The organism is Acidovorax sp. 210-6, assembly GCF_010020825.1.
GTDB lineage: Bacteria > Pseudomonadota > Gammaproteobacteria > Burkholderiales > Burkholderiaceae_C > Simplicispira > Simplicispira sedimenti.
In genome coordinates, this window is the sequence record NZ_JAACJE010000001.1 from 3,356,233 (window position 1) to 3,379,279 (window position 23,047).

21 protein-coding genes and 2 tRNA genes are annotated in these 23,047 nt (G+C 64.7%); 16 read left to right on the forward strand and 7 right to left on the reverse strand.

Going from position 1 to position 23,047, the window contains the following annotated elements:
- Nucleotides 1-232: 232 nt before the first annotated feature.
- Nucleotides 233-898 (reverse strand): c-type cytochrome, encoded by a 666-nt coding sequence (locus GWK50_RS15605; protein WP_162017281.1) that lies wholly within the window; start codon nucleotides 896-898, stop codon nucleotides 233-235.
- A 107-nt stretch (nucleotides 899-1,005) separates the two neighbouring features.
- Here GWK50_RS15605 and GWK50_RS15610 point away from each other — a divergent pair, with 107 nt between their 5' ends.
- The 15 genes from GWK50_RS15610 to GWK50_RS15680 all read left to right on the forward strand — a co-directional run bounded on the left by GWK50_RS15610 (nucleotide 1,006) and on the right by GWK50_RS15680 (nucleotide 17,113).
- Entirely contained in the window at nucleotides 1,006-1,854 is an 849-nt protein-coding gene (locus tag GWK50_RS15610) for a MoxR family ATPase (protein ID WP_162017282.1), read from the forward strand.
- Between the two features lie 182 nt (nucleotides 1,855-2,036).
- Nucleotides 2,037-2,636, forward strand: coding sequence for a GNAT family protein (locus GWK50_RS15615; RefSeq protein WP_162017283.1), 600 nt, complete (start codon nucleotides 2,037-2,039; stop codon nucleotides 2,634-2,636).
- 21 nt (nucleotides 2,637-2,657) lie between these two features.
- Nucleotides 2,658-3,845, forward strand: coding sequence for a VWA domain-containing protein (locus GWK50_RS15620; RefSeq protein ID WP_162017284.1), 1,188 nt, complete (start codon nucleotides 2,658-2,660; stop codon nucleotides 3,843-3,845).
- Nucleotides 3,846-3,849: 4 nt separating this feature from the next.
- Nucleotides 3,850-5,703: a BamA/TamA family outer membrane protein gene (locus GWK50_RS15625; protein WP_162017285.1), complete on the forward strand. Its 1,854-nt coding sequence runs from the start codon at nucleotides 3,850-3,852 to the stop codon at nucleotides 5,701-5,703.
- A 41-nt stretch (nucleotides 5,704-5,744) separates the two neighbouring features.
- The gene (locus tag GWK50_RS15630) at nucleotides 5,745-9,752 is read left to right on the forward strand and encodes a translocation/assembly module TamB domain-containing protein (RefSeq protein WP_242455401.1); all 4,008 of its coding nucleotides are present in this window, start codon (nucleotides 5,745-5,747) and stop codon (nucleotides 9,750-9,752) included.
- Nucleotides 9,753-9,854: 102 nt separating this feature from the next.
- Nucleotides 9,855-9,929, forward strand: a tRNA-Arg gene (locus GWK50_RS15635).
- A 178-nt stretch (nucleotides 9,930-10,107) separates the two neighbouring features.
- A complete protein-coding gene (locus GWK50_RS15640) occupies nucleotides 10,108-11,325 on the forward strand; it encodes an integrase arm-type DNA-binding domain-containing protein (RefSeq protein WP_162017287.1) in 1,218 nt (405 codons plus the stop codon).
- Nucleotides 11,326-11,388: 63 nt separating this feature from the next.
- Nucleotides 11,389-11,649: a hypothetical protein gene (locus GWK50_RS15645; RefSeq protein WP_162017288.1), complete on the forward strand. Its 261-nt coding sequence runs from the start codon at nucleotides 11,389-11,391 to the stop codon at nucleotides 11,647-11,649.
- 146 nt (nucleotides 11,650-11,795) lie between these two features.
- Nucleotides 11,796-11,990, forward strand: a complete 195-nt coding sequence (locus tag GWK50_RS15650) for an AlpA family phage regulatory protein (RefSeq protein WP_162017289.1) — start codon at nucleotides 11,796-11,798, stop codon at nucleotides 11,988-11,990.
- A 12-nt stretch (nucleotides 11,991-12,002) separates the two neighbouring features.
- Nucleotides 12,003-12,296 (forward strand): AlpA family phage regulatory protein, encoded by a 294-nt coding sequence (locus GWK50_RS15655; RefSeq protein ID WP_162017290.1) that lies wholly within the window; start codon nucleotides 12,003-12,005, stop codon nucleotides 12,294-12,296.
- A 4-nt stretch (nucleotides 12,297-12,300) separates the two neighbouring features.
- Complete coding sequence (locus GWK50_RS15660; protein ID WP_162017291.1) at nucleotides 12,301-12,552, forward strand: hypothetical protein; 252 nt, start codon at nucleotides 12,301-12,303, stop codon at nucleotides 12,550-12,552.
- Complete coding sequence (locus tag GWK50_RS15665; RefSeq protein WP_162017292.1) at nucleotides 12,549-14,996, forward strand: DUF3987 domain-containing protein; 2,448 nt, start codon at nucleotides 12,549-12,551, stop codon at nucleotides 14,994-14,996. The genes GWK50_RS15660 and GWK50_RS15665 overlap by 4 nt, the downstream gene beginning before the upstream one ends.
- Nucleotides 14,986-15,696, forward strand: a complete 711-nt coding sequence (locus GWK50_RS15670; protein ID WP_162017293.1) for a hypothetical protein — start codon at nucleotides 14,986-14,988, stop codon at nucleotides 15,694-15,696. Before GWK50_RS15665 ends, GWK50_RS15670 begins: the two co-directional genes overlap by 11 nt.
- A gap of 3 nt (nucleotides 15,697-15,699) precedes the next feature.
- Nucleotides 15,700-16,338: a hypothetical protein gene (locus tag GWK50_RS15675; protein WP_162017294.1), complete on the forward strand. Its 639-nt coding sequence runs from the start codon at nucleotides 15,700-15,702 to the stop codon at nucleotides 16,336-16,338.
- Nucleotides 16,339-16,630: 292 nt separating this feature from the next.
- Nucleotides 16,631-17,113: a hypothetical protein gene (locus GWK50_RS15680; RefSeq protein WP_162017295.1), complete on the forward strand. Its 483-nt coding sequence runs from the start codon at nucleotides 16,631-16,633 to the stop codon at nucleotides 17,111-17,113.
- Between the two features lie 312 nt (nucleotides 17,114-17,425).
- Here GWK50_RS15680 and GWK50_RS15685 read toward each other — a convergent pair whose 3' ends face one another.
- Entirely contained in the window at nucleotides 17,426-18,736 is a 1,311-nt protein-coding gene (locus GWK50_RS15685; protein ID WP_162017296.1) for a D-amino acid dehydrogenase, read from the reverse strand.
- A gap of 126 nt (nucleotides 18,737-18,862) precedes the next feature.
- Between GWK50_RS15685 and GWK50_RS15690 the strand changes: the two genes are divergently transcribed.
- Complete coding sequence (locus tag GWK50_RS15690; protein WP_162017297.1) at nucleotides 18,863-19,339, forward strand: winged helix-turn-helix transcriptional regulator; 477 nt, start codon at nucleotides 18,863-18,865, stop codon at nucleotides 19,337-19,339.
- Nucleotides 19,340-19,521: 182 nt separating this feature from the next.
- On the opposite strand, the gene GWK50_RS15695 is transcribed toward GWK50_RS15690, so the two are convergent.
- The 5 genes from GWK50_RS15695 to GWK50_RS15715 form a co-directional block, all read right to left on the reverse strand.
- Nucleotides 19,522-19,596 (reverse strand) — tRNA-Thr (locus GWK50_RS15695).
- 28 nt (nucleotides 19,597-19,624) lie between these two features.
- Nucleotides 19,625-20,113, reverse strand: a complete 489-nt coding sequence (locus GWK50_RS15700) for a ClpXP protease specificity-enhancing factor (RefSeq protein ID WP_162017298.1) — start codon at nucleotides 20,111-20,113, stop codon at nucleotides 19,625-19,627.
- A gap of 37 nt (nucleotides 20,114-20,150) precedes the next feature.
- A complete protein-coding gene (locus GWK50_RS15705; RefSeq protein WP_162017299.1) occupies nucleotides 20,151-20,762 on the reverse strand; it encodes a glutathione S-transferase N-terminal domain-containing protein in 612 nt (203 codons plus the stop codon).
- 108 nt (nucleotides 20,763-20,870) lie between these two features.
- Nucleotides 20,871-21,614, reverse strand: a complete 744-nt coding sequence (locus GWK50_RS15710; protein ID WP_162017300.1) for a cytochrome c1 — start codon at nucleotides 21,612-21,614, stop codon at nucleotides 20,871-20,873.
- Between the two features lie 17 nt (nucleotides 21,615-21,631).
- Complete coding sequence (locus GWK50_RS15715) at nucleotides 21,632-23,047, reverse strand: cytochrome bc complex cytochrome b subunit (protein ID WP_162017301.1); 1,416 nt, start codon at nucleotides 23,045-23,047, stop codon at nucleotides 21,632-21,634.

The window sequence follows — 23,047 nt, forward strand, 5'->3', positions numbered from 1 at the left end:
GGGATTGGATGACGTCTGTGAGAGAAGAGCCGCCGGGCCTAGGAATCTGCGACCGGGGCGATGGACTGCGCCCACCCCGGCCCGACCCGAAAGGATCTGGGCGTTGAATGATGGGGTTCAAGGGCCAGCGGTTTCATGCGCCTGCCATTGTAGGGAGCAGGGCTGCAAGCCACAAGCATGTCGCACCTCGGCGTGTCAGTATTGGCGCGCCCGTGGCAAGCGCGAGGGAGGGTCAGCGGAAGCGCGGCTGCGGCACCACCTGCAGGTCCCCCTGCACCTTGCCGATGTACTGCGCCAGCGCCTTGAGCTCGTCGTTGGAGAACTGGCCGACCACGCCTGCCATCACGCCGTTGCTGCGGCCCACGTAGGCGTTCTTGCCGGTTTCCTTGTAGGACTTGAGGGCGACGAACAGATAGTCGGCATGCTGGCCGGCGATCTTGGGGTAGGACGGGTCGATGGGCTTGGCGAAGTTGTCGCCGTGGCAGGACACGCAGGCGCCCTTTTGCAGCAGCGCGGCCACGCGGGCATCGGGCTGGCGCTTGGGTGCCGCGGGCAACTCGGTGCCGCTCTTGCCATGCTGGGCATAGTAGGCGGACAGATCGGCAATGTCCTGCTCGGTCAGCGAGATGGCCACACCGCGCATGGTGGGGTGCTTGCGCTCGCCCTTGAGGTAGGCCTGCAGCGCCGAAGCCAGGTAGGCCGCGTTCTGGCCCGAAATCATCGGCACCTTGTGCACTTCAGGGAAGCTGGACTGGTAGCCCACGATGCCGTGGCAGCCGATGCACATGGCATTCTTTTGTTCACCGGCCTGGACGTTGCCCTGCACCTCCTGGGCGTGGATGGCGGCGGTCCCGCAAGCGACAGCCAAGGCAACGAGCATGTGGAGCGTCTTTTTCATTTTGCGAGCACAATCTTTGTGGAAGAGAACCCTGGGGCCCAGGCGCTGAAAATTATTATAGCCAGCACCTGTCAAGCCCATTTGTCAACGATACCGCATTTATTTTCATGAAATTCCAAGGCTCCCAGAATTACGTCGCCACCCAGGACCTCATGCTGGCCGTGAACGCCTCTATCCGACTGCAGCGCCCCTTGCTCGTCAAGGGCGAGCCCGGCACCGGCAAGACCATGCTGGCCGAGGAAGTGGCCCAGGCGCTGGACATGCCGCTGCTGCAGTGGCACATCAAGTCCACCACCAAGGCGCAGCAGGGTTTGTATGAATACGACGCCGTGAGCCGCCTGCGCGACAGCCAGCTGGAAGGCAGCAGCGAGCGCGTCAAGGACATCCGCAACTACATCGTGCAGGGCGTGCTGTGGCAGGCCTTCACGGCCGACCGCCCGGTGGCACTGCTGATCGATGAGATCGACAAGGCCGACATCGAATTCCCCAACGACCTGCTGCGCGAGCTCGACCGCATGGAGTTCTACTGCTACGAAACGCGCGAGCTCATCAAGGCCAAGCACCGTCCGCTGGTGTTCATCACTTCGAACAACGAAAAGGAACTGCCCGACGCCTTTCTGCGCCGCTGCTTCTTCCACTTCATCAAGTTCCCCGAGCCCGACACCATGCGCCAGATCGTCGGCGTGCACTTCCCCACGCTCAAGGGCGATCTGCTCTCGGTGGCCATGAAGACCTTCTACGACGTGCGCAACCTGCCGGGCCTGAAAAAGAAGCCTTCCACCTCCGAGCTGCTGGACTGGCTCAAGCTGCTGGTGGCCGAAGACATTCCGCTGTCGGCCCTGCAAAGCGCCGACAACAAGGTGTCGGTGCCGCCGCTGGTGGGAGCCTTGCTGAAAAACGAGCAGGACGTGAGCCTGTTCGAAAAGCTGGTGTTCATGAACCAGAGGAACAGATAAGAGCATCCCCCTGTGTCGCTTCGCTCCATCCCCCTTCTCTCGAATTGCTGCGCAATTCGGGAAGGGGGACGCTCCCAGCGCGGCGGGGCGGCCCTTGCGCGGGAGCCCTGGCGGGGGCAGCGCCAGTCTCAGGGGCCACGGATGATGTACGCGATATGGAAAACTGACATCGGAGCCAACGCATGAGTTTTGTTCAACCCGTTGTGATGCGAGACCGCAACGTGCGCCTGGAGCCCCTGGGCCTGGAACACGTAGCGGGTCTGGCCGATGCCGCTGCCGACGGAGAACTGTGGAAGCTGCGCATCACCTCGGTGCCCGAGCCGCAGGACACGCGCGCCTACATCGAAACCGCGCTGGAGGGACGTGCCCAAGGCCACCGCTTTGCCTTTGCCGTGCTGGACGACGCCAGCGGCCAGGTGCTGGGCAGCACCAGCTTCCACGACATCCTGCCGGCCGTGCGCCGCGTGGAGATCGGCTGGACCTGGTACCGCAAGAGCGTGCAGCGCACCCACGTCAACACCACCGCCAAGCTGCTGATGATGGGGCACGCCTTTGACCAGCTCGCCTGCCACGTGGTGGGCTGGCGCACCGACAACTTCAACTTCGCCAGCCAGCGCGCCATCGAACGCCTGGGCGCCAGGAAGGACGGCGTGATCCGCGGCCATGCACTGCGCCGCGACGGCACCATCCGCGACACCGTGATGTACAGCATGCGCAGCGGCGAATGGCCCGAGGCCCGCGCACAGTTGCTATACCTTTTGCAGCGCCATGCGCAGGATTGACGGGCGCTAGAGGCTATTTTTATGTTGATTGATTTTTTCTACACCCTGCGCGCCGCCAAGCTCCCGGTATCGGTGAAGGAGTACCTCACCCTGCTCGAAGCGCTGGAGGCTGGCGTGGTGGGGCCGCGCTCCGAGGACGCCTGGAGCCTGGACGATTTCTACTTCATGGCGCGCACCGCGCTGGTCAAGGACGAAAAGCACTTCGACAAGTTCGACCGTGCCTTTGCGGCGTACTTCAAGGGCGTGGAAATGGTGGCCGACTTCACCAAGGAGATCCCCGCCGACTGGCTGCGCAAGGTGCTGGAGCGCGAACTGAGCCCCGAGGAAAAGGCCGCGATCCAGAAAATGGGCTGGGACGAGCTCATGGAGACGCTGAAAAAGCGCCTCGAAGAGCAGAAAGAACGCCACGAAGGCGGAAACAAGTGGATCGGCACCGGCGGCACCAGCCCCTTTGGTCACGGCGGCTACAACCCGCAGGGCGTGCGCATTGGTGGTGCGGGCAAGAACCGCAGCGCCGTCAAGGTGTGGGAACAGCGCGCCTACCGCGACTATGACGACCAACAAGAGCTGGGCACGCGCAACATCAAGGTCGCGCTGCGGCGCCTGCGCAAGTTCGCACGCGAAGGGCACGAGCTGGAACTCGATCTGCCCGACACCATCCGCAGCACCGCGGCCAACGCGGGCTTTCTGGACATCAAGATGGTGCCCGAGCGCCACAACAACGTGAAGGTGCTGCTGCTCATGGACGTGGGCGGCACCATGGACGAGCACATCCAGCGCGTGGAGGAACTCTTCAGTGCCGTGAAGGCCGAGTTCAAGCACCTGGAGTTCTACTACTTCCACAACTGCGTGTACGACTTCGTCTGGAAGAACAACCGCCGCCGCTTTGCCGAGAAGTTCCCCACCTGGGACATCATCCGCAAGTACAACAAGGACTACAAACTCATCTTCGTGGGCGACGCCACCATGAGCCCCTACGAGATCCTGCAGCCTGGCGGCAGCGTGGAATACAACAACGAGGAAGCCGGGGCCGAGTGGCTTCAGCGCCTGACGCACGCCTTCCCCCGCTACGCCTGGGTCAACCCCGAGCCCCAGGGCGTGTGGGAGTACCGCCAGAGCATCAGCATCATCCAGCAGCTCATGGGCCACCGCATGTTCCCTTTGTCACTCAAAGGCCTCGAAGACACCATGCGCCTGCTGTCAAAATAGCCGCATGCCACGCCACGCCCCGACGCCGGCCCGATGGTCGGCGTTGCTGTTTTTCTGCCTGGTGCTGACGGGCTGCAGCCTTTGGCCCCGCGCGAACGACGCGGACCCGGAAGGCCAACCCGGCACACCCCTGGCCTTTGAGGTGCGCGTCCAGGCCCCGGATGCGCTGCGCCCGCTGCTGGAACAGCACCTGGAGCTGCAACGCTTTCGCCACCTGCCCGACCTGCGTGCCGACGAGCTCGAACGCCTGCGCGATGCCGCCGCCGCCAACGCCCGCGAACTGCTGGCCACCCAGGGCTACTTCTCACCCGATGTGCAGGTGCTGCTGACGCAGGCGCCCCCAGGCAGCCCCACCGCACAACACATCCGCGTGCAGGTGGAGCCCGGCCCCCGCACCCAGGTTGCACAGGTGGACATCCGCCTGCAAGGCCCTGGCGCACAAGCCCCCGGTGCCGAGCGCCTGCAGCAAGGCCTGCAATCGGCATGGACGCTGCCCAGTGGACAGCCCTTCACCCAGGACGCCTGGGACAACGCCAAACAGCAGGGCCTGCGCACGCTGCAAACGCGGCGCTACCCGGCGGCACGCATCGCCCACAGCCGCGCCGACATCGATGCCCCACAGCACCAAGCACGCCTGGCCGTGCACTACGACAGCGGCCCGCTGTACCGCTTTGGTGCGCTGCAGGTGCAGGGCAGCGAGCGCTATGGCAGCGACACCGTGCACCGCATCGCCCGCCTGCCCCTGGGCAGCACCTACGACGAAACCGCCCTGCTCGACGCGCAGCAGCGCCTGGCCGACAGCGGCTATTTCGACGCCGTGTTCCTGAGCCTCGCGCCCGAAGTGCAAGACCCGCTCTCCGCCCCCGTTCTGGCCCAGGTGCGAGAAGCACCGCTGCAGAAATGGGTGCTGGGCGTGGGCGCCTCCACCGACAGCGGCCTGCGCCTGTCGGTGGACCACACACACAACCGCTTGCCCTGGCTGGGCTGGCGCGCCCTGAGCAAGATCGGCTGGGACCGCAACACCCAGTCCCTGACCACCGACTGGACCGGCCTGCCGCACGACAGCGGCTGGCGCTGGTTCACCGGCGCCCTGGTGCAGCGCGATGCCACGGGCAGCACCATGGTGCACAGCAGCCGCCTGCGCGCAGGCCGCGCCAAGAGCAGCCAACGCATCGACCGCTCCCTGGCACTGCAATACGACAGCGCAGACAGCCAGGGCGTCGGCGCCCCTCCCTCCAGCGCCGCCCTGGGCCTGCACTACGCCTGGACGGGACGCTACTTCAACCAGCCCACCAACCCCACGCGCGGCTGGGGCCTGGCCTGGGAACTGGGCCTGGGCCACACCCTGCGCCCCGAGCGCGACCCCTACGTACGCGCACTGGTGCGCTGGCTGCATTACCAGCCGCTGGGGCAGGTCGGCAAGGCCACGAAGCCCGGCCCCAGGGCGCGCATCGCCTGGCGCGCCGAGGGCGGCGCCGTTCTGGCGCGCGATGGCACGCCCGTGCCGGTGAGCCAGTTGTTCGTGACCGGTGGTGACACCACAGTGCGCGGCTACGGCTACCACAGCATTGGCGCGCGCACCACGGCAGGCCAGACCACCGGCGGCCGCTACCTGGTCGTGGGCAGCATGGAATGGCAGCACCCCCTGGTGCTGGATGGCGCCCCGTCGGACTGGGAAAGCGCCTTGTTTCTGGATGCAGGCGCCGTGGCCGACCAGCCTGGCGACCTGCACGCCCGCGTGGGTGTGGGTGCAGGCCTGCGCTGGCGCAGCCCGGTGGGGCCGGTGCAGGCCGACCTGGCCTACGGCGTGCAGGAGCGCAAGCTGCGCCTGCACTTGCGCCTGGGCTTTCGCTTCTGATGGGCACCATGCCGCGCCGCACCCCACCCGCCTCAATCAGAGTGAAACACTACACTAGCGCGCCCAGCCCCGAGGTGTTTGCCGCTGGCGCGAGCCGGCCCAGCGGCCCCAACCCTTACGCAGCCGCCTCTGGCCAGGGCGCAAGCGCCAGCACACCGCCGCAGCGCAAGCCCTGGCTGCTACCGCTGCTGGGCCACGCCCTGGTGCGCGCGGGCGCCCTGGTGCTGCTGGCCTGCACGGCCCTGCTCGTGTGGCTGCACCTGCCCGGCTCACTGGCCACGGCGGTGCAATGGATCACCCCGCTGCTGCCCGCAGGCCAACAGATCGAGGCCCAGGGTGTGCAGGGCAGCCTGCGCCATGGGGGCCGCATGGCCTCGCTGCGCTGGAGCGGCCCCGGCCTGCAGGTGCAGGCCCAAGACGTGCAGATCGCCTGGGACCTTGCCACGCTCCTGCAAGGCCGCGTGGTGCTCAGCCGCCTGCGGGCCGCACAGCTTGCGCTGACCCACACCCCCCAGCCCAGCGCTGCCCAGCGCGACACAACCGCGCCAACACAGCTCGGCCTGCCCCTGCGCGTGGACATGCCAGCGCATATCGGTCAGATCGTCTGGAACGGCCAGCCCCTCGCGCAAGACCTGCAAGCCCACTACGGGTACGACGGCAGCACGCACCGGCTGGAGCTCGCCCAGTTGCAGGTGGCCCAGGGCCGCTACCAGGCCAGTGGCACGCTGCAGGCACAGGCCCCCATGGCACTGGACGTGCAAGCCCAAGGCCAGGTGCACACCACCACGCCAACCGGGCAGGACCTGGTCCTTCAGGCACAGGCCCGGCTGCAAGGCCCTCTGGCCGGGGCCGATGCCCTGCTGCGGTTGCAGGCCCGGCTGCAGCCCGACACAGCACACGCCCCCACCACGCACTCCACCGCCCAGATCGACGCCACCATCGCGCCCTGGGCCGCGCAGCCACTGCGCCAGGCCCAAGCCAAGCTACAGGCGCTGGACTTGGCCATTCTGTGGCCCCAGGCACCGCACACCGCGCTGCAAGGCAACGTGCAGGTGCAGCCCGAAGGTGCGGGCTGGCAGATCGAGGCCCAGTTGAGCAACCCGCAGCACGGCCCCTGGGACCAGCAGCGCCTGCCCCTGCAGGCCCTGCAAGCCAGCGCCCACTACGACGGTACGCTGTGGGAGCTGGCCCAGGCCCGTCTGCAGGCAGGCAGCGGCCACATGACCCTGCAAGGCCGCTACCACCCCGCGGACAAGGCCCTGGAAGGCGGCGCCCAGTTGCACGCCTTCAACCCCGCTCTGCTGCACAGCGCCTGGGCGCCACAGCCCCTCAGTGGATCGCTGCTGGCACGGCAGAACGCCACGGGCCTGGACTGGCGCGTGGACCTACAGGCCGACGCGCGCCGCACAGCGCCTGGGCCGGGCCTGCGGTTGGACCATGCCCGTGCCCAGGGCCGCTGGCACGACCGCACCTTGCAGATCGACCGCCTGGACCTGCAAGCCCTGCAGGCCCGTGTGCAAAGCCCAGGGCTGGAACTGCGCTGGGCCGATGCCCCCCAGGCGCGTGGCCGTCTGACCCTGGCGCTGCCCGGCGCCAGCGCCCAGGCCAGCGGGCACTGGAGCGCCCACAGCGGCGCAGGCCAGGCCCAGGTGGACGTGCAGCAGGCAGCCCAGGTGCAGGCCTGGCTGCGCAGCCTGCCCGGCCTGCCACCCGGCGCACTGGATGCGGGCACGGCCCAGGGCCAGGCCCGGCTGGACATGCGCTGGCAAGGGGGCTGGAAAGACGGCCTGGCAGTACCCACGGGCACTGGCCGCAATGCCCCAAGCCCCCCACCCCAGCTCGAAGCCACGCTGAGCGCCCCGCGTCTGGAATGGATGACCCGCGCGGCGGACAACCCAGCGGCCACCACCGTGCAATGGCGCGATGTGCAGGCCCGTTTCAACGGTAACGCCGCGCAAGCCCAGCTCGACCTGGACGCCCAGGCCCTCACCCAAGGCCAGCGCCTGCGCCTGCAGACGCGCCTGAGCGGCGGCCAGAAGGCCCCAGCGGGCGACTCCCCCGCCACTGCGGCATGGCACGCCCAGATCGCTACCCTGCAACTGACGGCCCAGCCCACAGCGGCAGGCGCAGGCCAGCCCTGGCTGCTGGCCCTGGCCGAACCGCTGCCCTTGGCGCTGCACACCGAGCCCGGCCCCACACTGGCCTTGCAGGCGGATGCGGGCTCGGCCCACCTCAGCGGGCCCCAGCCCGGCCGCACGCTGCTGCGCTGGGAGCGCCAGCGCCTGCGCACGCACCCGACCCAGCCCTGGCAATGGCAGAGCCGTGGCACGCTGGAGGGCCTGCCGCTGGCCTGGCTGGCCGCGCTTGCGCCCCCATCAAGCACCCCATGGCCTGCCACGGCGCAAGGCGTCGCCCCCCTGCTGTTGAAGGGCCGCTGGGACACCGAAGGCGGCGCCCGACCACGCCTGGACGCCCGCCTGCAGCACGAAAGCGGCGACCTGCCCTTGCCCCTGATCGAAACCAGCGCCGCACCCCAATCCGCAGGGGTGCGCGCCTTGGCCGCGCAGCTGGAAACCGACGGCACCACCCTGAGCGCCCAGCTGCACTGGGACAGCGCACGCGCAGGCACACTGGAGCTGCAGGCATCCACACAAATCGCGCGCACGGACCAGGGCTGGCTCTGGCCCGAACAAGCCCCCGTGGCAGCGCAGATGAACGCCCAACTGCCGCAACTGGGCGTGTGGTCGGCCCTGGCGCCGCCGGGCTGGCGTGTGCAGGGCACGCTGGACACGCAGGCCACCCTGTCGGGCACGCGCAGCCAGCCGCGCTGGCACGGCAAGCTGGCGGCTGATGGCTTTGCGCTGCGCTCGGTGCTGGACGGCGTGGACCTGCGCGACGGCCGCCTGCGCGCCACGCTGCAGGGCGACCGCATCGCGATCACCGAACTGCAGCTGCACGGCAGCCCCGGCGGCGGCGCCCACATCCCCGGCTACAGCGGCAACCGCACACCGCCACCACGCGATGGCGGGCGCCTGGAGGCCCAGGGCCATGTCACCTGGGCCGCAGGCCAAGGCCTGGCCATGGACCTGAACGCCCAGGCCCACGCCCTGCAGGTGCTGGCCCGCGCGGACCGCCAGGCCAGCGTGTCCGGCAAGGTGCGCGCCACCCTGGCCCAGGGCCAGGTGCGCCTGCAGGGCCAACTGCGCGCGGACCGCGCCGCCCTGCTGCTGCCGGACGCGAACGCCCCCCGCCTGGGCAGCGACGTGGTGGTGCACTGTGCGGACGATGCCCCCCGCAGGGACGCTGCGGCCCCTGCACGCCGCACCCTTCCTGCCGCCCAGGTGGAGCTGCGCCTGGATCTGGGCGATGACTTTGCCGTGCAGGGCCACGGCATCACCACCCGCCTGGGTGGGCAGGTGGAGGTGCAAAGTGGCGGGCCGGGGGGCGCTGCACTGCGCGTGACCGGGGAGGTGCGCACCGTGCAGGGCCGCTACCGCGCCTGGGGCCAGATGCTGGACGTGGAGAGCGGGCTGATCCGCTTCAACGGCGCCTACGACAACCCAGCGCTGGACATCCTGGCCCTGCGCCCCCAGATCAGCACCCGGGCGGGCGTGCAGGTGCAAGGCACGGCACAGGCCCCGCGCGTGCGCCTGTACGCCGACCCGGAGCGGCCGGATGCCGAAAAACTGGCCCTCGTGGTGCTGGGCCGCAGCGCCTCCAGCGGCACTGCCGAAGCAGTGCTGCTCCAGCAGGCCGCATGGGCACTGCTGGGCAGCAAAGGGACGAGCCCCACAGCCCCCCTGGCCAGCCGTCTCGGGCTGGACGAACTCGGCGTCCAGACCACCGACGGCAGCAACGGCGCCAGCAGCGCCGCCCTCACCCTGGGCAAGCGGCTGTCCCAGGACTTGTACCTGAGCTACGAGCGCAGCCTCTCGGGCGCCATGGGCACGCTGTACATCTTCTACGACCTCTCACGCCACCTGACCCTGCGCGCCCAGACAGGCGAGAAAGCGGCTCTGGATCTGATCTACACCCGGCGATTCGACTGAAGGCCGAAGGATTTAGGCCAAATTGGCCTGTAGCGCCCGTCCATCAAGCGCAGGCAGCTATCAAAATGGAAGCGTTTGAACGCGTACAATCCTGGCCTGCCGCTCCTCGTAGTTCAATGGATAGAACGAGTGCCTCCTAAGCGCTAGATACAGGTTCGATTCCTGTCGAGGGGACCAAGTGACCGAATCACACTGTCTCACAACACCTCAGAAACCCGCATGCCTCCTAGCATCGCGGGTTTTTTGTTGTCTCAAGCCATATCACCCCGTAACATGACATACCGCCAAAAAAGCGGTATTTTTGACGGTATCTTGAAATACCGCCAAACGGCATACCGCCAAACGGGAGGGACTCATGGCACTGACAGATACCTTCACCAAGAACGCAAAACACAGTGGCAAACCTGCTGGCGACAAGCACCGCGATGGCAACGGCATGTACTTGCTGGTGAATGCGGGCGGCAAATACTGGCGCATGGATTACCGCTTTGCCGACAAACGCAAAACGCTGGCGCTGGGCGTGTACCCCGAGGTATCACTGGCAAAGGCCAGACAGCGGCGCGAAAAAGCACGCGAGCTGCTGGCGGACGGAATCGACCCCGGCATTGCCAAGCGCGAGGAAAAGCAAGCCAAGGCGGCAGCGGCAGGAAACACCTTTGAGGCGGTGGCAGAGCAATGGCTCAAAGCCACGGCAGCAAAGCGGGCCGCCATCACGCAGGACAAGGTAACGACATGGCTACGCAAGGACGTGTTCCCGTACATCGGAAAAATGCCAATTACCAGTATCGGGCCGCGTGACGTGCTGGCCGTGGTGCGCAAGATGGAAGCGCGGGGCGTGATCGACAGCGCAAAGCGCATCGCCCAAATTTGCGGACAAGTGTTTCGGTATGCGGTGGCCGAGGGCACGGCAGAGCGGGACGTGACCACCGACCTGCGCGGCGCATTCCAGCACGCAGAGAAAAAACACTATGCCGCCATCACCGACCCGGCAAAGCTGGGCGAGCTGCTGCGCTCCATCCACGCTTACACCGGGCACCCCTACAGCGTGGCAGCGCTGAAGCTGTCGCCCCTGGTGTTCCTGCGCCCCGGCGAACTGCGCACCGGCGAATGGGCCGAAATTGATCTGGAAGCAGCAGAGTGGCGCATCCCCGGCAGCAAGATGAAGATGAAGAATGACCACATCGTCCCGCTGTCGCGGCAGGCCGTGGAGATTTTGCAAAGCCTGCACCCCATCACCGGGCATGGCCGCTATGTGTTCCCCAGCCTGCGCACAGGCGAACGCCCTATGAGCGAGAACACGGTGAATGCAGCGCTGCGCGGCATGGGCTATAGCAACGAGGTTCACACAGCCCACGGGTTCAGGGCAACGGCACGCACCATCATGGATGAAGTGCTGGGCGAGCGCGTGGACTTGATAGAGCACCAACTGGCCCACGCGGTGAAGGATGCCAATGGGCGGGCCTACAACCGCACGGCACACCTACCAGCACGGCGGGACATGATGCAGCGCTGGGCGGACTACCTGGACAAACTGCGCATCGGGGCGGACGTGATCCAGTTCAAAGCCGCGTGAACACCCACATTCACAGCAAGGCCCTTTGGGGCCTTTTTCTATGACATGCGCGACGACAACAAGATGCACGACTTCGACATGAACGAAGGCTTGTTCGTGTTCTTCTTAGACAACATGCAGACACGCCGGAAATATTCTTATAAATCAATGACTTACATAAAACATCGATCCAGCAAGTACAAGCTGTATACAACGAATTACGTGCTTTTGATTGTTGGGGTGGGGTGGGGCTGCCGCAACCGCTGTGCGGTGTTTCATCCCTTAGGATTGGCGCACCTGCTTGGATGCAACGGCACAAAGGGCGAAAGCCCCCAAGTGCTTTGAACACAAGGAGGCTTTCTAGTACCCAATCCCGAAGGATCGAGGACTGTCTGGGGAGACAAACCGAGATTCTATAGAACTGGCCGCATACGAGCGACCTGTTCACGGGTACGGGATTGTTCTTGGCCCTGCTTATAGAAAGGCCAGCCATGGCCCAAAACGTCTATCACCCTGAAACCTTGCTGCGCCTGCCGCAAGTGCTGACCCGCTTTCCTGTGTCCCGCTCCGGCTGGTATGCGGGCGTGAAGTGCGGCAAATACCCCTCACCCATCAAGACCGGCCCGCGCACAGCCATGTGGCGCTCCAGTGAAATCGACGCCCTCATTGCCGCCATCGGCAAGTGACTGGAGGACGTTATGCACACAGTCAAGGACTATTCAAAGTCCGGGCAAACCGCGCCCAGCGTAATTCCCTCATTCGACACCCTGCCCGACAGCGCGTTCATTCGTGAGTCGCAACTGGTGCAAAGCCCCAAGCGCCCCGACAGCCCCGCACCCCTGCCCTTCAGCGCCCCGACCCTGTGGCGCAAGGTGAAGGCGGGCACTTTCCCCAAGCCCGTCAAATTGTCGGATCGGGTGACAGCATGGAAAGTGGGCGACGTGCGCGCCTGGATCGCTAGACACTGCTCAATGCAACAGGCGGGGAGCTGAGGCCATGACCCCAAAGAAAACGCCCGACCCCACCAAAGCAGAATCGAGCGCTCCGAACACGGCGCAGTCTATCGCTACCGACAGGGATTTTCACGCCCTGCGCAGAGCCTATGCGCAGCAAGGCCACCACCTGCACAGCGTGACGCCCAAGGACGGCGCAACCACCTATTGGGCCGAGCGCTGGGGACTGGTGCGCTACCTGCCCAGCTTGCACGATGCCGCGCTGTTTTTGGCGCAGATTGGGGGGCGGCTGTGATCGCATCCGAACAATTCCAACAAGCCATTGCAGGCGCTGGCCTGCCAGTGCCCGAGGTAATCCACGGCGACGGCACGCTGTACCGATTCAGCACCAACGGCAAGCGCGTGGATCAATCGGGCTGGTATGTCTTGCACGACGATGGCGATGTTCCAGCGGGCGCTTTTGGTTGCTGGCGCAGCGGGCTATCTCAGACCTGGTGCAGCAAAGACACCCAGGCCATGACCCAGGCCGAGCGCATCGCCCACCAGCAGCGCATGCTGGCCATTGCGCAGCAGCGCGAAGCCGACAAGGCCCAGCGCCAGCAGGATGCAGCGACGGCGGCGGCGCAGCGCTGGGAAGCTGCGCTACCGGCCCCGGCGGATCATCCGTACCTGGTGCGCAAGGGCATTCAACCCCACGGCATCAAGGCCGAGGGCGAGGCGCTGCTGATCCCGCTGCGCGATGCGTCAACCACCTTGCACAGCCTGCAAGCCATCGGCCCCGAGGGGGACAAGCGCTTTCAACCGGGCGGGCGCATCAAGGGCTGCTACTTTGGCATCGGCAAGCCCAAGGGGCTGCTGATCGTGTGCGAGGGTTTTGCGACCGGGGCCAGCATCCATGAGGCCACCGGCCATGCCGTAGCGTGCGCAATGAACGCGGGCAACCTGCTGGAAGTGGCCCAGGCACTGCACAGCAAGTACCCCAAGCTGCGCCTGATCCTGGCGTCTGACGATGATGCTTTTACCGACGGCAATCCGGGCATCACCAAGGCCACCGAGGCGGCAAGGGCCGTAGGTGGCTACCTGACAAAACCTGACTTTGGCGAGCAGCGCGGCGACAAGGACACCGACTTCAACGACTTGCACCAGCGGGCCGGCCTGGGGGCTGTGCAGGCGTGCTTTGATGTGGCTATGGCCGTGGTGGCTGATCCCGTTTTTCCGCCATTGGAGGACGTGGCCCACGGTATCGACATAGACCCGGCCACCACCGCACCCGAGCCGCTGCGCGCGCCACTGCCACCTGGCGAGGCATACCCGGTTGATGCGCTGGGCGACGTGCTGGGTGCCGCTGCGCGAGCTCTTCACGAAGTGGTCAAAGCACCAATGGCGCTGTGCTGCCAGTCTGTGCTGGCCGCTGCCAGTCTGGCCGCGCAAGCGCATTTTGATGTGCAACTGCCATGGGGACAGCGCAAGCCGCTATCGCTCTTCCTGCTGACCGTGGGCGAGTCTGGCGAGCGCAAGAGCGCGGTTGATGATGTAGTTCTCGGAGCGGCAAAGGCCCATGAAAAAACCGCCATGGCCGCCTATCAAGAGGACATGGATCGTCATGAGGCCGATATGGCTGCATGGGGCAAGGCCACCGAGGCGGCGCGCACCGCTGCCACCCAGGGCAAGAAAGGCACGGCCACCGCCGAGCAGATACGCGATGCGGTTGCAGCCGTCGGAGACAAGCCTGTTGCACCCATTGCGCCATTGCGGTTTGTGACCGACCCGACGGCGGAAGGGCTCTACAAGCTGCTGGCCATGGCGCAGCCGAGCGTGGCGCTTTTCAGCGACGAAGGCGGCCTGCTGATTGGCGGGCATGCACTCAACGGCGACAACTTCCTCAAGACCATCACGCGCTGGTCAAAGATGTGGGACGGAGCGCCTTTCGACCGCGTGCGCGCTGGCGATGGCGTGGGCATCCTGTACGGGCGACGCATGGCCTTGCACCAGCTGGCGCAAGGGGATGTGATGGTCAAACTCTTGTCCGACCGGCTGGCCAATGGACAGGGGCTGCTGGCGCGCTGTCTGGTGGCATGGCCTGAATCCACTATCGGCACGCGGCACGCCGATGCATTCGAGTGGGCAGGGGCGCGGCCCGAGCTCAAACGCATGTTTGCCGTGCTGTCTGGCCTGCTGGAGACTGAGCCGCGCACGTCGGAGAAAAACCCGCAAGAACTTGATCCCCTGGAACTGCCGCTGTCGGCTGAGGCCGGTCAATTGGCGCTGCAAGCGGGCAACCAGTTCGAAACATTGATGGCGACCGGGAACGACCTGAGCGAGCTGCGCGACCGCACCGCGAAGGCGGTAGAAAACGCCTGCCGCATTGCTGGCGTACTGGCTGCAATTGAGGGCGGCATGGGCACCAGCGAAATTACTGCTGACCACCTGACGCGCGCCCTCGTGCTGATCCAGTGGTATCTGGCCGAGGCGCTGCGCATTCGTGGCGCAGCTGCTGTACCGCAGTCTGTGCAGGATGCCGAGGCGCTGTCGAACTGGCTACACGCGCGAGGCATGCGCAAATTCCGAACCCGCGATGTTCTCAACGCTGGCCCTGCGCAACTGCGCAACAAGGCGCGACTGATGGCGGCGATAGAGCAGCTTGTCGAGGCCGGGTACATCACCGCATGCCCGGCAGGGACGGAGATTGACGGCGTGAAGGCGCGCAAGGCGTGGGAGGTGCATCACCATGTGGTTTGACCCTCAAACCCTGCTGGCGCGCTCTTACCCCCCTGCGACTTCTGCGACTTCTGCGACTTTCGAGGTGCAGGTAGGGACAAAAGTCGCAGAGTCGCAAAAGTCGCAGCCTGCCGCGAACGATGCAGCCCTCGACCCCGACAGCTATTGCTGGCCGCACAGCAGCGCCTGGAACACCAGCGAGATAGCGCTGTTCAACCGGCGCGCGGCGCTGTTCGTGCGGCGTGGCGCCAGCGACACCGAAGCCGAGCGGCTGGCCGAAACGCTGGTGCAGTGTGATCGTGAGGGCGACAGCATGCACGCCTGCATGGAGTGTCGGCACCTGCAAACCAGTGAGCCCTGGCGCTGTGGCAACTGGCAATCGGCTGGTGTAGCTGTTCGTGCTGTCGATGCGAGCCTGGCGCGCACCATGGTCATGCAGGCGCAGCGCTGCCCAGGCTATGCGGCGGCTGCCCTGCCAGCGACGGCACCGCCATTCGTGGCCGAGCCGGAACCACCACCACCTGCAACTGCACAGCCCCAGGCCAGCAGCCCCGACCGTTGGCCTGCTGCGCCATGGCGGGAGTCTGACCGCGCATACCTGGCCCACCATGCCGAATGCCATGCATGCCAGTGCGCAGGCCGGGGCTACGGGCAGCGCTGCGCCATCGGCATGCAGCTATGGACGGCGTACAGCAGCATGAATTCAGACTTGAAGGAATAGACCATGGCAACCACCAAAAACACCAAGGGCAAGGACAAAACCCCACCTGATCCCAATGCCTTGCGGGTTGAAGTCCACCCCGGTGACAGCCCTTCCGAAAAGCTGGCCGCGCTGGCAACCGACGGCGCACTGACTGCCATCACGCTGCAAGCCTATGCAGGCGGTGGCAAAGAGCTGGGAGTGACTGAGCTACTGGCCGCCATGCGCAAGGCCGGGGACGAGACCGTGGCCGGAGACATGGGCCGGTTTGAGCGCGTCTTGACCCACCAGTTTCTGACCTTGGACGCGCTGTTCAACAACCTGGCGCAACGCTCAGGGCGGCAGGATTCATTCAAGGGCATCGAGGTGCTAATGCGGCTGGCCCTGAAGGCGCAGTCCCAGGCACGCGCAACGGCTGAGACTCTGGCATTGATGAAAAACCCCATGCCCTACATCAAGCAGGCCAACATTGCCAACGGCCCCCAGCAGGTCAACAACGGCACTCCCGCGAGCGCGGGGAAAACACAATGCAAACCAAACGAACTATTGGAGCACCAGCATGGCAACACCCTGGACACCAGAGCGCAGGCAGCGGCAGGCCGAGCTGATCCGGCAATGGCAACCGTGGAAGCAAAGCACCGGCCCACGAACACCCGAGGGTAAGGCAGCGTCATCACGCAACGCATGGCAGGGCGGGCACCGGGCGCAACTGCGAGAGCTGACCCAGGCGCTGAATGCCGAGCTGGCCGAAATGCGCAGGATCAACAACATGGCGCGGGGTTGATCGAGGGCGGGCGCTAGCATGCCGGGGGGAGGGGGAAAGTCTGGGCATGCGACTTGAGTGACACCCTGCAGTTCCGCACGCACAGAAAAAATCCCCGTTTGAAAACAATCAAACGAAAATTCCCCAGTCAAAGCTAGATGCTTTCCTTGGCTTACGCAGACTAGGAACAACGTGAACTTCAAAACCATCTGCGCACTGTGCGCATTGCTCGCCACAACGGGCGCATATTCGCAACAAGCGGACATCGCAACGTGCAGAAGCCCTGCGGGTAAGGTGTACCGACATTTCAGCGGCATCGTGGAAAAGGCAGATGCCGGATGGTCAGATGAAAAAATCTCAGAGGGAGTTTTGACGCTCGTGCGGACATCAAACGGGACGCTGGACATGCTGTTCATAGATGCCCGCAACAAACCCATCAGCATGACGCAGGACGGAGCAAAGCTCGTGCTGCTCAGGTCATCCGACAAGTCAATTTCGATTCTTGCGCACTACGCAGGCGCGACCACTGAGATTTACTCGTTCTTTCAAGAGAAAGACGGGCGAAATAGATACAGCGTTCTCACCAGCAGAACAGGACCGCAGGCCGTGGTGGAAAAGAGTAGCGTAATGCTCGGCGTATGCGACCCAATCAGATTTGACCTGCTGCCGCGATAGGTGCGCGTGTAGGTACGCGGGCGAAGGAACGACGAGAGCGACACCGAATCCTCCGTAGACTTTTCGCAACGGAAGGGAGACACCTTCACAAATGACGGTACTTTTGACGGTACTTTTCAAGTAGAAAAATCAAAAATCCAGCATCTATGCGGCTTTCAAGCTGCCATTCGATTCCTGTCGAGCCCAACGGAAACATGGGGACATTGCGACGGCTGCGCATGGGCCATGCGCTGACGTGCCCCGCGCCCCATGCCTTCGATTCGCAGCCCCTTTGCGCTGCAACAGGGTCACTGTGCAGCGCAAAGCACACTCTTACGCCACGCTGCCGGCGGCCGTCCGACCCTGCAAGGCTGGGACGCTGCCAAGGTAGCGGTCCACCGACAGGCCTTCGGTGGAGATCCCGGTCTTGCGGCCGGTGACGATGTCGGCCAGGAGTTGCCCCGAACCGCAGGCCATGGTCCAGCCCAGCGTGCCGTGCCCCGTGTTCAGGTACAGGTTCCTGTGCGGCGTGCGGCCCACAATGGGCGTGCTGTCGGGTGTCATGGGGCGCAGGCCGGTCCAGAACTCGGCGCGTGCCAGGTCGCCGCCGGGGAAGAGCTGGCGCGTGACCATCTCCAGCGTGGCGCGGCGCTGCGCGCGCAACGTCTTGTCAAAGCCCGACAGTTCGGCCATGCCACCTACGCGGATGCGGTTGTCAAAGCGTGTCAGCGCAATCTTGTAGGTTTCGTCGAGGACCGTGGAGACGGGTGCCAGCGCCTCGTCCTGGATCGGGATGGTGAGCGAATAGCCTTTGACCGGGTACACCGGGATGTCCAGCCCGCTGGACAGCAGCAACTGGCGCGAGTAGCTGCCCATGGCCAGCACGTAGCGGTCGGCCTTGACCACCTCCCGGTCTGGTGTGGCCAGCTGCACGCCATTGACGGCGCCCTGCCCGTCAAACAGCAGCGCGTCCACGCTGGTGTTGAAGCGGAACTGCACGCCCAGCTCCTGCGCCATGCGCGCCAGGGCGTTGGTGAACTTGAAGCAGTCGCCGGTTTCGTCCTGCGGCAAACGCAGGCCGCCGGCGATCGGGGCACCGGCCCGGGCCAGCGCGGGCTCGGCCTGGCACACGCCCTTGGCGTCGAGCATTTCGTAGGCAATGCCGCACTCCTTGAGCACGGCGATGTCGCGCTCGGCCTGGTCCACCTGCTTTTGCGAGCGGAACAACTGCAGCGTACCGGCCTGGCGGCCTTCGTAGGCAATGCCGGTGTCGGCACGCAGCTGGGTGATGCACTCGCGGCTGTAGTTGGACAAGCGCAGCATGCGCTCTTTGTTGACCGCATAGCGCTCGGCCGAGCAATTGCGCAGCATCTGGGCCATCCAGCGCAGCTGGAACAATGTGCCGTCAGGCCGGATGGACAGTGGCGCGTGCTTTTCGAACATCCACTTGAGCGCCTTGACCGGGATGCCGGGCGCGCCCCAGGGCGTGGAGTAGCCGAACGAGACCTGGCCGGCATTGGCAAAGCTGGTGTCCAGGGCCGGGCCCTCCTGCTGGTCGATGACCGTGACCTCGGCGCCCGCGCGGGCCAGGTAGTAGGCGGTGGTCACACCAATCACGCCCGCACCCAATACGACAATTTTCATGGCATGTCTCCGATGTACGATGAATGATCGTGACTTTACGGATTTTCAGGCATATCTTTTGCTGAAATAATGCTCTACTACAGCAATAGCTGCCGTTTTGATTGTCAAACCTCTGCATGAACAACAATGTCTGAACTCGACTCCATCGACCGGCGCATCCTGGACCTCTTGCAGCAGGACGGACGCCTGACCATGACCGAACTGGGCGAGCGTGTCGGCCTGTCCACCTCCCCCTGCTCACAACGGGTCAAACGGCTGGAGGCGCAGGGCGTGATCAAGGGCTACCACGCACGCGTCAACCCGGCCGCGCTGGGCAAGAACCTGCTGGTGTTCGTGGAAATCACCCTGGCACAGAAATCCGAGCACATCTTCAAAAAGGTGCGCGACGAGTTGCAGAACATGCCCGAGGTGCTGGAATGTCACCTGATCTCGGGCAGCTTCGACTACCTGGTCAAGGTGCGCCTGACCGACATGTCGGAATACCGGCACCTGCTGGGCTCCATCCTGCAACACATGCCGGTGCCAGCGCAGTCCAACAGCTATGTGGTGATGGAGGAGGTCAAAGAAAGCTTCGTGATCCCCGTCCAGCGAGGAAAGGTCTGACGCGGCTGGGAAGGGCCCCGATGGCTTCTACGACGGTCCCACATGAACGACCGCAGCAGAAGCAGCGCCACATACCGTCGGTAGCACGTGGCTTCCAGCGCACAGCCCCCACTGCACCGGTGCGATACCAAAGATCACAAAGAAAAGGGCCGCACGTTCTTGGAACGGTGCGGCCCTTGATGTGGTGCCGATTGTCGGGATTGAACTGACGACCTACCGCTTACAAGGCGGTTGCTCTACCACTGAGCTAAATCGGCGAGAGAGGTATTGTAAAGCCCCGCCAGCTCACTTGACACGCTTGAGCGCGGGCCGTGTGGGCGAAGCCGGGGGTGGCCCGGGGGGATGCGGGTCGCTGTCCTCGTCGCCCGGCTCGCTGCTGACCAGCTGCACCAGGCGGCTTGGATCGGCACTGGATACCGGCGCCGCAAAAGTGGCGGGCGGCGGCGCCATGTCTTCCGCGGGAGGGAAGGCCATGCCCTGCCCGTTTTCACGGGCGTAGATGGCAATCACCCGGCCCACGGGCACCATGATGTCGCGCGCCACGCCGCCAAAGCGGGCCTTGAAGCTGATGTAGTCGTTGCCCAGTTGCAGGCTGCCCGTGGCATCAAAGCCGACATTGAGCACGATCTCGCCATTGTTGACGTACTCCATGGGCACCTGCACGGTTTCGTCCACGCGCACGGCGATGTAGGGCGTGAAGCCGTTGTCCGTGCACCATTCGTGCAGTGCACGGATGAGATAGGGGCGCGTGGAGGTGGTTTCCAGGGCGTTCATGGGCGAGGAGGCTGCAGGGGTTGGGCGACGGACAGTCTTACTTGCGCATGACCTTTTCGGAGGGCGTGAGCGCCTCGATGTAGGCTGGGCGCGAGAAGATGCGCTCGGCGTACTTGAGCAGCGGCGCCGCGTTCTTGGACAGTTCGATGCCGTAGTAATCCAGGCGCCACAGCAGCGGTGCAATCGCCACGTCGAGCATGGAGAAGTTCTCGCCCAGCATGTACTTGTTCTTCAGGAACACGGGGGCGAGCTGCGTCAGGCGATCGCGGATGTGGGCGCGGGCCTTTTCCAGGGCTTTTTCGTTGCTCTTGGAGGCACGCGATTCGAGCGTGCCGACGTGCACGAACAGTTCCTTCTCGAAGTTGAGCAGGAACAGGCGCACGCGGGCGCGGTCCACCGGATCGCCAGGCATGAGCTGGGGGTGCGGGAAGCGCTCGTCGATGTACTCGTTGATGATGTTCGATTCGTACAGGATCAGGTCACGTTCAACCAGGATGGGAACCTGCCCGTAGGGGTTCATCACGCTGATGTCCTCGGGCTTGTTGTAAAGATCCACGTCGCGGATTTCAAAGTCCATGCCTTTTTCGAACAGCACGAAACGGCAACGGTGGGAGAAGGGACAGGTGGTTCCCGAATAAAGCACCATCATGGCGAGTAGCTCCTAAAAACCAAAGGAGTGGAGCGCTCGCAAGCGCCCACTCCGTAGAGAAATGCACCGCCGCCAGGGCGGCGGCGGTGGCCAGGTCGAGACCGGGCCTTACTTGACGTCTTTCCAGTAGGCTGCGTTGAGCTTCCAGGCGAAGAATGTCATGACGAACAGGAAGCCCAGCACCCAGATGCCCAGGCGGACACGCGTGCCCTGGGCAGGCTCACCCATCCACTGCATGTAGGCCACGAGGTCGCCGATGGCGGCATCGTAGTCCTGCGCGCTCATGGAGCCGGGCGTGATCTGCTCGTAACCCTTGAAGGCGTGGGTGGTTTGGTCGAACACCGCACGGCGCTCACCCTGCAGTTGCCACAGGGGATGCGGCATGCCTACGTTGGGGAACAGCACGTTGTTCCAACCCGTGGCCTTGGCCTCATCACGGTAGAAGGAGCGCAGGAAGGTGTAGAGGTAGTCGGCACCCGTACCACCATGGCCGGCGCGCGAGCGAGCGATCACGGTCAGGTCGGGCGGGTTGGCGCCGAACCATTCCTTGGCCTGCTTCGGATCGATGTTAGCCTTCATGGTCTCACCGATCTTGTCCGTGGTCAGCAGCAGGTTGTCCTTGATCTGCTGCTCGGTCAGGCCGATGTCCTTGAGGCGGTTGTAACGCATGAACGCGGCCGAATGGCAGCCCACGCAGTAGTTCACGAACAGCTTGGCACCATTCTGCAGGGCAGGCAGATCGTTGAGCTTGTTGGGCGCCTTGTCCCAAGGGATGGTGCTACCGCCAGCAGCGTGCGCCGCGCCAGCGGCCAGACCCAGGGCTGCAATGAACGAGAGAATGATTTTTTTCATGGTGGGTTGACTCCGGCTCAATGCGCTTTGTAGGTGACACGGTCGGGCACCGGCTTGGTCTCACCCTTGGCACTCCACCAGGGCATCAGCAGGAAGAAGCCGAAGTACAGCAGCGTGCCGACCTGCGAAACGCGCTCGCCCACAGGCGACGGCGGCTGCACACCCAAGTAGGCCAGGATCACGAAGTTGACCACGAACACGGCATACACGTACTTGTGCCAGCTCGGACGGTAGCGGATCGACTTGACCGGGCTGTTGTCCAGCCAAGGCAGGAAGAACAGGATGATCACGGCGCCGCCCATCACGACCACGCCCCAGAACTTGGCGTCAATGGCCAGCATGAGGGCCACGACCACCGCAGCAGCCACGGCGACGATGCCCTTGAAGAGCACCGGCATGCGCGCCTTGAACACACCAAACGCCGCAGCCAGCACCACGCACGCGACCAGCGCATACATCATCTCGGCGGTGATGGCGCGCAGCATGGAGTAGAACGGCGTGAAGTACCACACCGGGGCGATGTGTGCCGGCGTGACCATGGGGTCGGCCGGGATGAAGTTGTTGTACTCCAGGAAGTAGCCACCCGCCTCAGGGGCAAAGAAGACCACGGCCGAGAACACCATCAGGAACACGCAGACACCGAAGATGTCATGTACCGAGTAGTAGGGGTGGAACGGAATGCCGTCCGCAGGTGCATTGGGAGACCAGCGGTTGCCCTTGGGGCCCTTCTTGATTTCCACGCCGTCGGGGTTGTTGGAACCCACATCGTGCAAGGCCAGCAAGTGCGCCACGACCAAGCCCAGCAGCACCAGGGGCACGGCGATCACGTGGAAACTGAAGAAGCGGTTCAGGGTGGCATCGGACACCACATAGTCACCACGGATCAGCAGCGCCAGATCAGGACCCACGAGCGGGATGGCAGCAAACAGGTTCACGATCACCTGGGCGCCCCAGTACGACATCTGGCCCCAGGGCAGCAGGTAGCCCATGAAGGCTTCGGCCATCAACGCCAGGAAGATGGCGCAGCCGAAGATCCAGACCAACTCACGCGGTTTGCGGTAGCTGCCGTAGAGCAGGCCGCGGAACATGTGCAGGTACACCACGACAAAGAATGCCGAGGCACCCGTGGAGTGCATGTAGCGAATCAACCAGCCCCAGGGCACGTCGCGCATGATGTACTCGACCGACTCGAAGGCCTTGGCGGCGTCGGGCTTGTAGTGCATCACCAGGAAGATGCCGGTGACGATCTGGATCACCAGCACCAGCAGGGCCAGCGAGCCGAAGATGTACCAGAAGTTGAAGTTCTTGGGTGCGTAGTACTCCGACATATGGACGCGATAGGCGTCGAATGCCGTGGGAAAGCGGTTCTCAAACCAGTTGGTGAGCTTGGCGCCCGCCGAGGCGTTGGGGGAAATTTCCTTGAATTCGGCCAT

What these genes read in the sequence shown, in the direction of transcription:
- GWK50_RS15605 (WP_162017281.1), bottom strand. Translation starts at nt 898, where the DNA reads ATGAAAAAGACGCTCCACATGCTCGTTGCCTTGGCTGTCGCTTGCGGG.
- GWK50_RS15610 (WP_162017282.1), top strand. Translation starts at nt 1,006, where the DNA reads ATGAAATTCCAAGGCTCCCAGAATTACGTCGCCACCCAGGACCTCATG.
- GWK50_RS15615 (WP_162017283.1), top strand. Translation starts at nt 2,037, where the DNA reads ATGAGTTTTGTTCAACCCGTTGTGATGCGAGACCGCAACGTGCGCCTG.
- GWK50_RS15620 (WP_162017284.1), top strand. Translation starts at nt 2,658, where the DNA reads ATGTTGATTGATTTTTTCTACACCCTGCGCGCCGCCAAGCTCCCGGTA.
- GWK50_RS15625 (WP_162017285.1), top strand. Translation starts at nt 3,850, where the DNA reads ATGCCACGCCACGCCCCGACGCCGGCCCGATGGTCGGCGTTGCTGTTT.
- GWK50_RS15640 (WP_162017287.1), top strand. Translation starts at nt 10,108, where the DNA reads ATGGCACTGACAGATACCTTCACCAAGAACGCAAAACACAGTGGCAAA.
- GWK50_RS15645 (WP_162017288.1), top strand. Translation starts at nt 11,389, where the DNA reads ATGCACGACTTCGACATGAACGAAGGCTTGTTCGTGTTCTTCTTAGAC.
- GWK50_RS15650 (WP_162017289.1), top strand. Translation starts at nt 11,796, where the DNA reads ATGGCCCAAAACGTCTATCACCCTGAAACCTTGCTGCGCCTGCCGCAA.
- GWK50_RS15655 (WP_162017290.1), top strand. Translation starts at nt 12,003, where the DNA reads ATGCACACAGTCAAGGACTATTCAAAGTCCGGGCAAACCGCGCCCAGC.
- GWK50_RS15660 (WP_162017291.1), top strand. Translation starts at nt 12,301, where the DNA reads ATGACCCCAAAGAAAACGCCCGACCCCACCAAAGCAGAATCGAGCGCT.
- GWK50_RS15670 (WP_162017293.1), top strand. Translation starts at nt 14,986, where the DNA reads ATGTGGTTTGACCCTCAAACCCTGCTGGCGCGCTCTTACCCCCCTGCG.
- GWK50_RS15675 (WP_162017294.1), top strand. Translation starts at nt 15,700, where the DNA reads ATGGCAACCACCAAAAACACCAAGGGCAAGGACAAAACCCCACCTGAT.
- GWK50_RS15685 (WP_162017296.1), bottom strand. Translation starts at nt 18,736, where the DNA reads ATGAAAATTGTCGTATTGGGTGCGGGCGTGATTGGTGTGACCACCGCC.
- GWK50_RS15690 (WP_162017297.1), top strand. Translation starts at nt 18,863, where the DNA reads ATGTCTGAACTCGACTCCATCGACCGGCGCATCCTGGACCTCTTGCAG.
- GWK50_RS15700 (WP_162017298.1), bottom strand. Translation starts at nt 20,113, where the DNA reads ATGAACGCCCTGGAAACCACCTCCACGCGCCCCTATCTCATCCGTGCA.
- GWK50_RS15705 (WP_162017299.1), bottom strand. Translation starts at nt 20,762, where the DNA reads ATGATGGTGCTTTATTCGGGAACCACCTGTCCCTTCTCCCACCGTTGC.
- GWK50_RS15710 (WP_162017300.1), bottom strand. Translation starts at nt 21,614, where the DNA reads ATGAAAAAAATCATTCTCTCGTTCATTGCAGCCCTGGGTCTGGCCGCT.
- GWK50_RS15715 (WP_162017301.1), bottom strand. Translation starts at nt 23,047, where the DNA reads ATGGCCGAATTCAAGGAAATTTCCCCCAACGCCTCGGCGGGCGCCAAG.